The 14,009-nt window shown below is 66.1% G+C and carries 11 protein-coding genes; 9 read left to right on the top strand and 2 right to left on the bottom strand.

Features of this window, described 5'->3' with window-relative positions; translation table 11 throughout:
* Positions 1–5: 5 nt before the first annotated feature.
* Positions 6–554 carry an NUDIX hydrolase gene (locus ASF72_RS12715; protein WP_231686008.1) on the bottom strand — a complete coding sequence of 183 codons (549 nt, stop codon included), beginning with the start codon at positions 552–554 and terminating at the stop codon, positions 6–8.
* A 160-nt stretch (positions 555–714) separates the two neighbouring features.
* On the opposite strand from ASF72_RS12715, the gene ASF72_RS12710 reads away from it, so the two are divergent.
* The 3 genes from ASF72_RS12710 (at position 715) to ASF72_RS20370 (ending at position 3,533) form a co-directional block, all read left to right on the top strand.
* On the top strand, positions 715–2,223 hold the full coding sequence (locus tag ASF72_RS12710; RefSeq protein ID WP_050684539.1) for a CCA tRNA nucleotidyltransferase: 1,509 nt from the start codon (positions 715–717) through the stop codon (positions 2,221–2,223).
* Positions 2,220–2,804: a histidine phosphatase family protein gene (locus ASF72_RS12705; RefSeq protein WP_050684538.1), complete on the top strand. Its 585-nt coding sequence runs from the start codon at positions 2,220–2,222 to the stop codon at positions 2,802–2,804. Before ASF72_RS12710 ends, ASF72_RS12705 begins: the two co-directional genes overlap by 4 nt.
* Before the next feature lie 501 nt (positions 2,805–3,305).
* Positions 3,306–3,533 (top strand): hypothetical protein, encoded by a 228-nt coding sequence (locus tag ASF72_RS20370; protein ID WP_157370977.1) that lies wholly within the window; start codon positions 3,306–3,308, stop codon positions 3,531–3,533.
* Between the two features lie 148 nt (positions 3,534–3,681).
* On the opposite strand, the gene ASF72_RS12695 is transcribed toward ASF72_RS20370, so the two are convergent.
* Positions 3,682–5,181, bottom strand: a complete 1,500-nt coding sequence (locus ASF72_RS12695; protein WP_056599378.1) for a glycosyltransferase family 39 protein — start codon at positions 5,179–5,181, stop codon at positions 3,682–3,684.
* Positions 5,182–5,246: 65 nt separating this feature from the next.
* On the opposite strand from ASF72_RS12695, the gene ASF72_RS12690 reads away from it, so the two are divergent.
* The 6 genes from ASF72_RS12690 to ASF72_RS12665 are packed head-to-tail and all read left to right on the top strand — an operon-like array spanning position 5,247 to position 13,945.
* On the top strand, positions 5,247–6,710 hold the full coding sequence (locus tag ASF72_RS12690) for a glycosyltransferase family 87 protein (RefSeq protein WP_056599375.1): 1,464 nt from the start codon (positions 5,247–5,249) through the stop codon (positions 6,708–6,710).
* The gene (locus tag ASF72_RS12685) at positions 6,703–8,160 is read left to right on the top strand and encodes a phytoene desaturase family protein (protein WP_056599372.1); all 1,458 of its coding nucleotides are present in this window, start codon (positions 6,703–6,705) and stop codon (positions 8,158–8,160) included. The genes ASF72_RS12690 and ASF72_RS12685 overlap by 8 nt, the downstream gene beginning before the upstream one ends.
* A gap of 50 nt (positions 8,161–8,210) precedes the next feature.
* Positions 8,211–10,199, top strand: a complete 1,989-nt coding sequence (locus ASF72_RS12680) for a penicillin-binding transpeptidase domain-containing protein (RefSeq protein ID WP_056599369.1) — start codon at positions 8,211–8,213, stop codon at positions 10,197–10,199.
* Between the two features lie 28 nt (positions 10,200–10,227).
* The gene (locus tag ASF72_RS12675; protein ID WP_050683831.1) at positions 10,228–11,910 is read left to right on the top strand and encodes an ABC-F family ATP-binding cassette domain-containing protein; all 1,683 of its coding nucleotides are present in this window, start codon (positions 10,228–10,230) and stop codon (positions 11,908–11,910) included.
* A gap of 53 nt (positions 11,911–11,963) precedes the next feature.
* Entirely contained in the window at positions 11,964–12,737 is a 774-nt protein-coding gene (locus ASF72_RS12670; RefSeq protein ID WP_050683832.1) for a DeoR/GlpR family DNA-binding transcription regulator, read from the top strand.
* Positions 12,734–13,945, top strand: coding sequence for an MFS transporter (locus ASF72_RS12665; protein WP_050683771.1), 1,212 nt, complete (start codon positions 12,734–12,736; stop codon positions 13,943–13,945). Before ASF72_RS12670 ends, ASF72_RS12665 begins: the two co-directional genes overlap by 4 nt.
* The last annotated feature ends 64 nt before the right edge of the window (positions 13,946–14,009 follow it).

The raw sequence follows: 14,009 nt of genomic DNA, 5'->3' as shown, positions 1-14,009 counted from the left end.
GAACCTCAGAGGTGGGTGGGCAGGACTTCGCGGGCCAGATCGGCAATGCGCCGCTCGTTGGGGAACGACAGTTTCCGGGCGAGTTCGGCGATGGGGACCCATGCCACGTCCACGGCTTCCTGGTCCGGATCATTTTCGATGGTGAGTTCACCGCCGGTGGCGCGCAGGAGGTAATGGTGCACCGTTTTGTGAACCCGGTGCCCGCTTACGGTGAACCAGTAGTCGATGCTGCCCAGCGGCGCCAGGATGATGCCTTCGATGCCGGTTTCCTCGGCAATCTCGCGGACCGCGGCTTCTTCGTTGTTTTCCTTGCCCTCCGGGTGACCCTTGGGAAGGCACCACTCCAGCCGTCCGCCGCGGTTAAGGCGGGCGATGATCGCCACCCGAAGTTCGGCGTCGGACGTGTCCACCACAACGCCCCCGGCGGAAACTTCCTCCACCGTGGGAAGCGAAGCCGGCGCCGAATGCTGGGCAGGGGCAACGTGCGCACCGATTGCCGACGGCAATGGTGCGTTTGTCCTCCTGCCGGGAGCGCTCGGTACTGGATGGGCCATGGAGTCCACTCTAACGACAGTTGCCCGATCGTGATGACCGGAACATGACACCTATATGGACGGGATATGACGCCGTTTGGTGGCGATACACGGAATCATCCGTGATCTTGACGGAATATTGGCCTGCCGCGGCGCTGGTTTCTGACAAGCTTAAGTAACTATGGCGCACGCACATCACAAGATTGATTCCCACACCGTCGATTTCCGGGTGGACCCGGTGGTTCTGGAGCTCGGCCGTCGCTTCGTGGCCGCCGGACACGAATTGTCGCTGGTGGGCGGTCCGGTGCGTGACCTCTTCCTGGGCCGGACGTCGCCGGACCTGGACTTCACCACCGACGCCACCCCTGACCAGACCTTGGCCCTGATTAAAAAATGGGCGGACAACTACTGGGAGATCGGGCGCGCGTTCGGCACCATCGGGATGCGCAAGGACGGGTTCCAGATCGAGGTCACCACGTACCGGGCCGAGGCCTACGATCCCGACTCGCGCAAACCAGTGGTGGCGTTCGGTACGTCGTTGACGGATGACCTGCAGCGCCGTGACTTCACCATCAATGCAATGGCCCTCAGGCTGCCCTCCCTGGAGCTGGTGGACCCGTTCGGCGGCGTCCGGGACCTGCACGCGTCCGTCCTTGCCACGCCGGGGTCCCCCGAGTCGTCCTTTTCGGATGACCCGCTGCGGATGATGCGGGCTGCCAGGTTCGCTGCCCAACTGGGGGTGTCGGTCCACCGCGACGTCCGCCGGGCCATGACGGACATGGCTGACAGGATCGCCATCATCTCGGCGGAGCGCGTACGGGACGAGCTGGTGAAGCTCATCTGCGGGGACAGTCCACGGGTGGGCGTGGACCTCCTGGTGGATACCGGGCTGGCCGACCACGTCCTGCCCGAAGTCTCCGCGTTGCGGCTGGAATCGGATGAACACCACCGGCACAAGGACGTCTACCAGCATTCCCTGCAGGTGCTGGAGCAGGCGGCGGCCCTGGAAACGGCTGCGGACGGAGCCGTTCCCGGCCCGGACTTTGTCCTTCGGTTCGCCGCGCTGATGCACGACGCCGGGAAGCCGGCTACGCGCCGCTTCGAACCGGGCGGTGCGGTGAGTTTCCGCCATCACGACATGGTGGGTGCCAAACTCACCACGAAGCGCATGAAGGCATTGCGTTTCGACAACGACACCATTAAGGCCGTCGCCCGCCTGGTGGAACTCCACATGCGGTTCTACGGGTACGGTGATGCGGGCTGGAGCGATTCCGCAGTCCGGCGGTACGTCACCGATGCCGGTCCCCTGCTGGAGCGCCTGCACCGGCTGACCCGCTCCGATGTCACCACCCGCAACCAGCGCAAGGCCGAACGCCTGGCGTTTGCCTACGACGACCTTGAGGACCGCATCGCGGCGCTGAGGGAGCAGGAATCGCTCGACGCCGTCCGGCCGGACCTGGACGGCGCCCGGATCATGGCACTGCTTGGGATCAGGCCGGGCCCAGTCGTGGGCCGGGCCTATAAGTTCCTGCTGAACGAGCGGATGGACCACGGTCCCCTTCCTGCGGACGTCGCGGAGGCGCGGCTGCTCCAATGGTGGGCGGGGCAGCCCGAATCAGCACCTGTCGAACCAGCGGCAGGAAACCCTTCCGCCGGCGTCGACCTTTCCCCCTCAGAGGAGTCCCAGTGACAGTTCCCGCGTTCGCCCCCCGCCCCCAGCTCTGGATCCTGCGCCACGGCGAAACGGAATGGTCCAAGAGCGGCCAGTACACAGGCCTCACAGACCTCCCCCTGACCGTCGAAGGCGAACAGCAGGCGGTGGAGGCCCGCAAGGTCCTCGACGGCGTTGACTTCGACCTGGTGCTGACCTCGCCGCTCCGGCGTGCGCGGCGGACCGCCGAACTGGCGGGTTACCCGGACGCGCAGCACGAGCCCCTGGCCGTGGAGTGGAATTACGGCGACTACGAGGGCATCAGTTCGGACCTCATCCGCAAGGACAATCCGGACTACCTGATCTGGACGGACGGCGTCCCCAACGGCGAAGCGCTGGATGAGGTGGCGGCCCGGGCCGACAAGATCATCGCCCGCGTACTCGAATCCGGAATGGATAACGTCCTGATTGTGGCCCACGGTCATTTTTCCCGGATCCTGACGGCCCGGTGGCTTGAATTGCCGGCCGTGGAAGGCCGGCATTTTGTTTTGGGAACCGCGAAAGTCTGCACACTCGGCTGGGACAAAAGAACACCGGCAATTGTCCGCTGGGGACTCTGAGGACTTTCTTTTCAACCAATTTCCTGAAAGTACCGGCAATTGGTAGTCACAGCGCAAATTGTGGTGTATTTTTATTCCTAGTCCCAGGGCGTTCTGCCCGGACGTTCGCCCGCGTAGCACCCGGTAATGGTGCAACGGATAGCTGAAAAGGAGGTTGGGAAAATGAATACTTTGACTGGCGGATGGAAGATGACCATCACCAATGACCCGGCCCCTGCTGTCCACGCGCGCGCTTTTGCGGGATACTTCGGCGCCTAGGCCCGTTCCCTGCCGCTTGGCTGGAAAGCCGCGGCACCCGTTGCAGGCCGTCCCGGACGCCTGACTTTCCCCACGCCAGATCGCAGACCCGGTTCTGCTGACGCAGTCCCGCTGACTCTGGCGCGTGGCGGCGGTACCATCCGCCCTCCCTGAATCGGAACCAGCTTCCCCTTGGGACGGTGCTGTACCGCCGGCAATATCCTGCCGTGGGGAAATTCGGTGCATTTCCGGCAAGGCCCCGTAATGCCCAAATTAGTCCTCTTTTGCATCAGCAAATTGGACCCTAATTGTCATGCCCAAATTCACGATAAAACCCGGGAGGTGATTTCCGTGATGAAAAGACTCAAACGCTTGCTGCTCGCCCGTTCCCGGCCAGTACGCGGCCGTGGTTCGTTCAACAGTGCACTGTTGGAGCAACGCCGAGAAGAAGTGTTCGCCGTCCTGCACCAGCAGATGTCGGGCCTGCGCTGAGGTCCACACCGTCCAGGAAAGGAGGGCCGATGATTTCCGTCCAGCCCCATGAACGGCAAAGAGCCCACGCACTGGTGCGTGGGCTCTTTGCCGTTCCGGCGGCGCCGCCGGGTGCCGGTGGGCTTTTGCTGCGGCTCAGGAACAGTGTTCAGGGGCAGTCGAAGGAGATCAGCACCAGGCGCTGGAAGGGCTGGTTCCCTGTCTCCCGGCAACCCGCGGCCCCAAATGCCGACGTATCGCCGGGAGTGCCGCCGCCTGTGCCGACAAACAGGACCTCACCCTTTCCGGTCAACTGGTCCGGGGCAACCGGGGCATCAACACCCCACAGCGAGCCGGAAGTGGCCGGACTGGCGGCCAGGGACAGGTCGGCGATGCCGGCGAAATCGTCCGGGTAGGCCAGCACCATGTCCCGCAGGTACGGAGCTCCGAACACCACTGCCGCCGGGCGTTCGGGCTCCTGGTCCACCAGGGCAGCGATACGCCGCTCGGTGTCCGGCGGCTCATTGACCAGGCTCTTAAGCGTGAGCTGCGGGACGAGGCTGCAGAGGACCAGCCCCGCCACCAGGAATCGGAACCCTACGCGCCTCCGCGGCAGGCTGATCAGGCCCATACCGACCAGCAGGGCGAACGCCGGCGCCGTGAACGTCAGGTACCGCGCCACATAAACAGGTTGGGTGATCAGGCTGGCCAGGAGCAGCCCACCCACAGGGACCAGCACGCCGGCCAGTCCCAGGACCATTGCTTGGCGGAGCTGCGCGTCCAGCCGGGCCGCCCACACGCCCCGGACCACCAGTGCGCCTTGCAGCAGGCCCAGAACCACCACAAACGCCAGCACCCACTGCGGCGGGAGGTTCCCTGTTGGCCTGTCATCGCCGTAGAAGTACTGCTTCACCACTGCCGTCACCAGATGCTCCGTCAGCGAACGGTTCTGGATCCACTCCACCTGTGCCTTTTGTCCCAAGGCAAACACCAGGAAGGGCAGGGCGGCCACGCCTGCAACGGCACCGGCCGCCAACGTGGCCACGATCCTGCGCCGGAGGACAACGGCGGCCACCGCATGGGCCACGATGGCCAGCGCAAAGAACATAAAAACGCCGACTCCCACCACCGCGCACAAGCTGTACAGCACCCAGTCCAGCGGCCGGTTGGATTCCCAGGCCCGCAACAGCAGCAGCGTCAGGAGAACTGCCAGCACGGTTGTCAGTGCAGACTGGCGTGACTCCGTGCCTGCCCACACCATGCGGGGCAGGAGCGCCAACACCAGCCCGGCCGCCACCCCCAGGGGTGCGGATCCCAGCCTCCGCCCCAGGACCACTGTCAGGCCTGCCGCAGCACCAACGGCCAAGGCGGAAGGAAACCGCAGCGCCACCTCGGAGAAACCGAAAACAGCGGTCCACAGGTGCATCAGGAAGTAGTAGATGCCGTGGACGGCGTCCACGGACTGCAACAGGAGCAGGAGTTCTGCCGGCGACCGTCCAGCAGCCGAAATGGTGGCAATTTCGTCATCCCAGAACGACGGGACCCAGGAGCCGACAAACGCCGCGCAGAAGGCGAGGAGTCCGATGCCGACGGGTGCAAGCCACGGCCGTTCAGTGGTCAAGGCACGGCGGCGCCCGGCAATTTTGGCTCCGGCGTTCTGGGTTTCCACCCCATGACCATACCTGCCGGCGGATCGGCGGCGCCCAACCGAAGACCCGGCGGTAAGCTCGGTGCATGCAGGAGACCACGCCCCCGGAACGCCGCGGCCGGTCCCGTCTGGTGGTTCCCACCCGCAGCGACCTGACCCTCAGGAACTTCACGGAGATCGCCGGGGGGCCGCTGGGTGCCAGGTCGGAACCGGGGGTGATCACACCGGGGATCTTTACGGTTGACCGGGTCCTGATCCTCCTCACGGTCGCTGCCGCCCTGGTCGGGGTGGTCCTGAAAGGCTACTGCCGGGTCAATGGGTGGGAGACCCCCACCCAGTTCTATGCGACCTGCTATTCGGACTTCCCCGAACTCTTCCGCAACCGGGGCCTGGCGGACGGACTGTTCCCCATCGCCGGCAGCGGAAGCCAGTTCGAATATCCGGTCCTGATCGGTGTCATCGCGGGAATCACCGCCTGGCTGGTGCCCGGAACCGGTGTATCGGACGCACGCGTCCTGGGCTACTTCGACATCAATGCGGCCCTGCTGGCATTTGCGGCGCTGGTGACCGTCCTGGCTACGGCGCGCCTGGCCGGCCGGCGCCCCTGGGATGCCGCGATGATCGCAGTAGCCCCGGGGATCGTGTTGGCCGGGACCATCAACTGGGACCTCTGGGCTGCCGCGCTGCTGGCCCTAGGCATGTACTTCTTCGCCCGGCACAGGCCACTGGCCGCCGGCATCCTGATCGGGCTGGCTGCGGCAACGAAGCTGTACCCCCTGCTGATCCTCGGCGCGATTGTCCTGCTGGCCGTCCGGACCGGCAGGTTCAGGCCGATGCTGATAGCAGCTGCCGCGGCTGCGGCCTCGTGGGCTGCAGTCAACCTGCCGTTTGCGGCCGCCAACCCCGCCGGCTGGGCTTACTTTTTCCAGTTCAGCGCGGACCGCGACGCGGGCTACAGCTCGCCGTGGTTCATCTACAACCTTGTGGCCGCAAGGATCGGAATGGCCGGGCTGGATCGCACGGCCGTGGACCTGCTGTCCATTGGACTCTTTCTGCTGGCCTGCGCCGGCATCGCCGCGGTGGCCCTCAGCTCGGCCCGCAGGCCGCGCCTGGCCCAGCTGGCGTTCCTGATTGTTGCCGCCTTTATCCTCACCAACAAGGTGTATTCGCCGCAGTACGTCATTTGGCTGATCCCGCTCTTCGCGCTGGCACGTCCGCGCTGGCGCGACTTCCTGGTGTGGCAGGGAATCGAAGGCCTGCATTGGGCCGCTATTTGGCTGTACCTTGGCCAGGTCACCAGCGGTGGGCCCCCGCAGCACAACCTCGACATGCCGTACTACGTCCTGGCCGTCGTCATTCATATGCTTGCTGTGGCATATCTGATGATTCGGGTCATCTGGGACATCTACGACCCCAATCTGGACCCGGTCCGCCGCCAACACGCCGACGATCCGCACGGCGGACCTTTCGACGGGGCGCCTGACCGGCTGCGGACGGCCGCGGGAGCCCTCACCGGCTCCCCCGTCAGGAAGGCTTTATCCGATGGCTGACGTCAATGTGGTGGGTGCGGGACCCAATGGGCTCGCAGCGGCGGTAATCATGGCCAGAGCGGGGCTGTCAGTCGAAGTGTTCGAAGCGGCCCAGGCCGTTGGCGGCGGGACACGTACGGCCGAGCTGATGCAGCCAGGGCATTTCCACGACGTATGCTCTGCCGTGCATCCAATGGCACTGGCGTCGCCGTTCTTCCGCGCCTTTGAACTGTCGGAGCGGATCCGTTTTGCCACACCGGACATATCCTTCGGCTCACCCCTGGGCGGTGGCCGGGCAGCGCTGGCGTACCGGTCGCTGGACCGGACGGCTGCTGAACTGGGACGCGACGGGCGGGCTTACCGTCAGCTGATGGGCCCGTTGGTCCAGCACCGTGACGAGGTCATTGAGTTCACCCAGAACCAACTGCTGCGCATCCCCCGGCATCCCTTCGTCGCTGCCCTCTTCGGTCTGCGCACGCTGGAGCAGGGTTCCCGGCTCTGGAACACCAGGTTCCGCGAAGACCTTGCACCATCGTTGCTGAGTGGTGTTGCCGCCCACGCCGTCTCCCACCTTCCATCCCTGGCTGCGGCCGGGGCGGGGCTGTTGCTGGCCGCATTGGGTCACCGGGACGGCTGGCCAATCCCCGTCGGCGGTTCGGCGTCCATCGCCGGGGCATTGGCCGGGGACCTCAGCGCCCACGGCGGCGTCATCCACACCGGTTCCGCAGTGGACAGCCTGGCTGCCTTGCCGCCGTCGTGCGTCACGCTCCTGGACGTCGCGCCGCAGGGACTGGCAAACCTGGCAGGAAGTTCATTGCCGGCCGGTTACCGGAGGTCACTGGAGGCTTTTCGCTACGGGAACGGTTCCTGCAAGGTGGACTACATCCTGTCCGGGCCCGTGCCGTGGGCGGCCCGGTCCCTGGCAGCGGCCGGAACCGTCCACGTGGGCGGGACCAGGGCGGAGCTGGCCCACGCCGAAAACCAGGTGGCCAGCGGCCGCCACCCCGAAAAGCCCTATGTCCTGGTGGCCCAGCCCTCGCCGTTCGATGCCAGCCGGGCCCCCGCCGGACGGCACACCCTCTGGACGTACTGCCACGTCCCTGCCGGATCCACCGTCGATATGACGGCTGCCATCACCGGCCAGCTCGAGCGCTTTGCGCCCGGCTTCCGGGACCTGGTGGTCCAGTCGCAGGCCGTCACGGCGGCGCAGCTGGGGGAATACAACCGAAACTACGTTGGCGGGGACTTCAGCGCCGGCACCATGGACCTCCGCGGCCTGATCCAGCGCCCCGTGGTTTCCCGGGTCCCGTGGCGCACACCGCTGCGCGGGGTGTACATATGCTCTTCCTCAACACCGCCGGGTCCGGGGGTGACCGGCATGCCCGGCCTGCACGCCGCAACATATGCTCTCCGGGACATCTTCGGGCTTCCCGTCCCGGCCCTGGGACGGGACGGCGCCGGCCGGGCTTAAGCGGTCCCCCTCGGGCATAATGGCATCGGAAAAACGGGCATAATGGCGAAATGGGGAAAAAAACAAAGCTGTCACTTGCCATGGCCTCGCTCGTCCTGGGGACCTCCCTCGTTGGATGCGACGATGGGCGGAGCGGAGCAGAATCAGCTGTCAAGGACCTGGCCAGCGCAGTCTCGGCCCTGGACGTTGGCTCCGTAGCCTTCGAGGGCAAGGATTCCGCCAGCGCAAATGAGCAGCTCCGGAACGTGTTCGCTGCCCTGGACCCCCAAAAGCCGGCAGTGCAGCCTGGCGATCTGACCCTCGACGGCGATAATGCCTCCGCACCCTTGAACTACACCTGGACGTTCGGGGACTCCGAATGGAAGTACGCTGCATCAGCCAAATTCAAGAAGTCGGGCGGCGAATGGCTTGCTGTCTGGGACCCAGCCACTTTGGTCCCAGGCCTCGCTGACTCCGAAATCCTCAGCAAGGGATCACAATCGCCGCCGCGGGCGGACATCCTCGGTGCCGGCGACGTTCCGTTGGTCACCTACCGTCCCGTGGTGGACGTGGGCATCGACAAGCCCCAGTTGGGCGCAGCGGATCCCGCAGCAGCAGCCTCGAAGCTCGCGACGCTGGTGGGGGTGGACCCGGCGGCCTACGCCGACCAGGTCAAGGCTGCCGGACCGGAAGCCTTTGTCCGCGCCATCACCCTGCGCGAAGAAGGCCGCACCGTCACCAATGATCAGATCGCGGCGGTTCCAGGTGCCCGCGCCATTCCCGCATCGGTCCCGCTTGCTCCTAGCCGCACCTTTGCCCGCCCGGTACTGGGCGCCGTCGGCGAGGCCACTGCCGAACAGATCGAAGCATCCGGGGGGTCACTGACCGCAGGGGATGTGACAGGACTTGGGGGTCTGCAGCAGCAATACGACAAGCAGCTCCGGGGAACCGAAGCGCTGATCATCCGCGCCCAACGCGCCGACCTCACCCGGGAGCAGATCCAGGCCGCGGCAACAGACCCGCGGCGGACCCTGTTCGAAGTGGCCCCCGCCCCGGGGACGCCGTTGAAAACCACCCTGGACCAGCGGTTGCAGGCACTGGCCGAGACCACGCTGGCCGACGTCGGACCGGCCTCGGCCATCGTGGCCCTCCGACCCTCCTCCGGCGCAGTCCTGGCCGCGGCGTCCGGCCCCGGCAGCAACGGCTACAACACCGCCATGCTCGGACAGTACGCGCCCGGCTCCATCTTCAAAATGGTCGATTCCCTGGCCATGTTCCGCAACGGGCTCACCCCTGACTCCAAGGTCGCCTGCACGCCCACCCTGGCGGTGGACGGAAGGACCTTCAAAAACTCTGAAGGTTATCCGGAAAGTTCTTTGGGATCCGTGACCCTCCGTGACGCGTTCGCCCACTCCTGCAACACCGCCTTCATCGCCGCCAGGGACTCCGTATCCCAGGCCCAGCTCGAAGCTGCGGCCATGGCCATGGGCCTGGCGGTTGAGGCCCCCACCCTGGGCGCAGAGGCCTTCCTCGGTTCAGTTCCCGGCGAGGCCGCAGGAACCGAACACGCAGCGTCCATGATCGGGCAGGGCAAGGTGCTGCTCTCCCCCTTGTCAGCCGCCATGATGGCCGGCTCTGTTGCCAAGGGTGCTCCCGTCGCACCGCAGCTTGTCCTCAATCCCGACGCCGGGGCTCCCGCCGCCGGAACTGCCAACGGGTCCACCGCACCGGCGGCCCAGCCTTCCGCCACGGCCACCGGCGAGGCCCCGGCCTCAGCATCCGGCCAGCCCATCACTGCCGCCGAAGCCGCCTCGTTGTCCGACATGATGCGGGCAGTGGTCACGTCCGGTCACGCAGGTTTCCTTTCCTCCGTCCCGGGCGCACCCGTCGGCGCCAAGACCGGTACGGCGGAGTTCGGCAACGAAACACCGCCCAAAACCCACGCCTGGATTGTGGCCGTCCACGGTGACCTGGCCGTTGCCGTCTTTGTGGAGGACGGCGGCCTGGGCGCCACCACCTCCGGGCCCCTCCTGAAGGAGTTCCTCACGGCCGCAGGGTAGGCATTGCCGGCGTGGGAAGATGGAGTACGTGGCCCATATTGACGTTTCCGGTATCGATTACTTCCTCTCCGACGGCACCCAACTGCTGAACGGCGTGACCTTCAAGGTCCCGGACGGCACCAAAACAGCGCTGATCGGGCCCAACGGCACCGGTAAGACCACGCTCTTCCGGATCATCGCCGGGGACCTGGTTCCGGACGAAGGCGTCATCGGCCGGTCCGGCACCATGGGCATCATGCGCCAGTTCGTGGGCCAGGTCAGGGACGGATCCACTGTCCGTGACCTGCTGGTTTCCGCTGCCCAGCCGGCACTGGCAGCCGCCGCGCGTGAGGTGGACGCCGCGGAACTCGCCATGGTGGAGCACGACGACGAACCCAGCCAGATGCGGTACGCACAGGCCATCGTTGACTGGGGCGACGCCGGCGGATACGACGTCGAGACGGTCTGGGACGAGGTTTGCATGGCCGCCCTGGGACTGCCCTTCGACCGCGCCCAGCACCGACCGGCGTCTACCCTTTCCGGCGGCGAGCAGAAGCGGCTGGTGCTGGAAGCGCTTTTCGCCGGCCCTGACGAACTGCTGCTCCTGGACGAACCGGACAACTACCTTGACGTTCCGGGGAAGCGCTGGCTGGAGGACAAACTTAACGGTTCCCGGAAGACTGTCTTCTTCATCAGCCACGACCGCGAACTGCTCAACAACGCCGCAGGCCGCATCGTCACCCTGGAGCCCGGCATCAACGGCGCCGGTGCCTGGATCCACGGCGGCGGGTTCGGTTCCTACGTTGACGCCCGCGCGGACAGGAACGCCCGGTTTGAGGAACTGCGCAAGCGCTGGGACGAGGAGCACGTAAAGCTCAAGGAACTCGTCAACATGTACAAAAACAAGGCCGCTTTCCGCTCGGACATGGCCAACCGCTACCACGCAGCCCAAACGCGCCTGGCGAAGTTCCTTGAGGCCGGGCCGCCTGAGGCGCTGCCCATCGAGCAGAACGTCCAGATGAGGCTGAAGGGCGGGCGGACCGCGAAGCGGGCCATCGTGGCCGAGCGCCTGGAGCTGACAGGACTCATGAAGGCGTTCTCCACCGAGGTGTGGTTTGGTGACCGCGTCGGCGTCCTGGGCTCCAACGGCTCTGGCAAAAGCCATTTCCTTCGCCTGCTGGCCACCGGTGGCACCGATCCGGAACGTGAACACCTGCCGGTGTCGGACGTTGAGATTGCCGAGGTACCCCACGAAGGCACAGTCAAGCTCGGTGCCCGCATCCGCCCCGGATTCTTCGCCCAGACCCACGTCCGCCCGGACCTGCTGGGCAAGACGCTGCTGGAAATCCTGCACCGCGGCGACGAGCACCGGTCCGGGCTGGGCCGCGAAGCCGCTGCAGGGGCACTGGACGGCTACGGGCTGGCGACGCAGTCGGAGCAGAAGTACGAGTCGCTCTCAGGCGGCCAGCAGGCCCGGTTCCAGATCCTGCTGCTCCAGCTCAGCGGCGCCACGCTGCTTCTGCTGGATGAACCGACCGACAACCTCGACCTGCACTCCGCTGAGGCCCTGGAGCGGGCCATCGACCACTTTGAAGGAACGGTCCTGGCTGTCACCCACGATCGCTGGTTCGCGCGGACGTTCGACCGGTTTATGGTGTTTGGTTCCGACGGCAAGGTCTACGAGTCCCCGGAGCCGGTCTGGGACGAGAAGCGGGTCCAGCGGGTCCGCTGACCGGTGCGCACGGGCTAAAACGCCAAACGATCAAAAATTGATATCATTTGATCATGAAGACGGAAGAGCGGCACCGGGCAATCGCTGCGCTCCTTCGGCAGCGGGTGGAAATAAGTGTTGAGGAGCTGACGACGGCCTGCGCGGCGTCCGGCGCCACGATCCGCAGGGACCTCGACGTCCTGGCCGCGAATGGTGTCCTCAAACGGATCCACGGCGGGGCAAGGAGCCTGATCGGCCATGGCGAGAACCCCGGCTACGGCCAGCGCGAACTTGAGGACCACGACGCAAAGCGGCGCATCGGCGCTGCAGTGGCGGATTTGATCCGGGACAGGGAGCACCTCTGGCTGGACAGTGGCAGCACCGCCACGGAGGTGGCCCGTGCCCTGGCCGGGCGTGAAATAACGGTGATGCCCATGGGCCTGCAGGCACTCAATGCTGTTGCTTTGGCGGAGGGTGCGGCGGTTTCCCGCACCGGGTTGCTCCTGCCAGGTGGGAGCCTGGTGCCAGGAGAGCTCGGCTTCCGTGGTCCCATGGCCGAAGCCAATATCAGGTCGCTGCGGTTCGACACCGCCGTCCTCACCCCCTGTTCCGTGGATTTCCAGGATGGCCTGTTGGCCCACGACCTTGAGGATGCCGCCGTCAAACGGGCAGGCATCGACTCTGCGGCCCGGATCATCCTCGCGGCCAGTGCAGCCAAATGGCACGCCTCGGCAAGGGTCCTGGTCGCCGGCCTCCAGCAGGTGGACGTGGTGGTCACGGACCGGACATTCAGCGCGGCGGAACGCGCACAACTCGACGGATATCCAGTGGAAGTAGTGAACGTATGAGCACCAAGACAAACGACTCCCCGGATGCTGCGGTGAAGGCGGCCGCGCTGGCCACCTTCGTGGTGTTCGGAATCAACGGCCTGGTGTTTGCCAGCTGGGCTGCCAGAATCCCGGCCGTCACCCAAACCCTCCAGATCACCTCCGGGCAGATGGGAACCCTGCTCTTGTGCACCGCCGTTGGCTCGCTGCTGGCGCTGCCCACGGCCGGGCTGGTGGTGGGCCGGATCGGCACAGCCAACACAGTCCGTGTGGGCGGTCTGGTGGCCGCCCTCGCCGGAACCGGGATCGCCTTCTCGCTGTCCGCTGCCTCGATTCCAGGCACCGCCGTCTCCCTGTTTTTCTTCGGCATAGCCGTAGGGCTCTGGGATGTTGCCCAAAACATTGAAGGCGCCGATGTTGAGCACCGGCTCCGGCGCACCGTGATGCCCCAACTGCACGCGGCCTTCAGCGGCGGGGCATTTATTGGCGCCCTGGTCGGTGCAGGGCTCTCGACCATCGGTGTGGACCTTCCGCTGCACCTGCTGGTGATCGTGGCTGTGGTGCTGGTGGTCACCATGGTCGCTCCACGTTACTTCCTGCCGCACATCAGCACCGCGACTCCCGTCGGTGAGCCGAAGCCCGCCAAGGGCCCTTCCGCCTGGCGTGACAGCCGCACCCTGCTCATCGGTGTGGTGGTTCTCGGCGCCACCCTGACCGAAGGTGCAGGCAATGACTGGATCGCCAAGGCCTCCGTTGATGGACTGGGCACCTCGGAGTCCACCGGCGCATTGATGTTTGCGCTCTTTGTGCTGGCCATGACCGCCATGCGCTTCCTGGGCGGCCGCGTGATCGACACGTACGGCCGGGTGGCCGTCCTGCGCGCCAGCATGGCGGCCGCTGCGGCGGGCCTTTGCCTCTTTGTCCTCGCCGGGAACATCTGGCTCGCGGCAGCAGGTGCCGCCCTGTGGGGCGTAGGCGCGGCACTCGCCTTCCCCATGGGGATGTCGGCGGCCGCGGACGATCCCCGCCGGGCGGCAGCCCGGGTGTCAGTGGTGTCAACCCTGGGCTACGTCTCCTTCCTGGCAGGCCCCCCGCTGCTCGGCTACCTGGGTGACGTCACGGGAATCCACCGGGCGCTGCTTGCCATCCTCATCCCGATCCTGGTTGCCCTTGTTTTGGCCAAGGCTGCCAAGCCCCTCAAGATTGAGCCGGGAACGCCCACCAGCTAGCCACGCCAGCCGCGCGTGCCCCGTTGCCTTCCCGGCAGCCGGGGACGCGGCGGTAGGGTGAAGA

Source organism: Arthrobacter sp. Leaf141, assembly GCF_001424565.1.
Taxonomy (GTDB): Bacteria; Actinomycetota; Actinomycetes; order Actinomycetales; family Micrococcaceae; genus Arthrobacter.
This window is presented reverse-complemented; position numbering and strand designations above follow the sequence as displayed.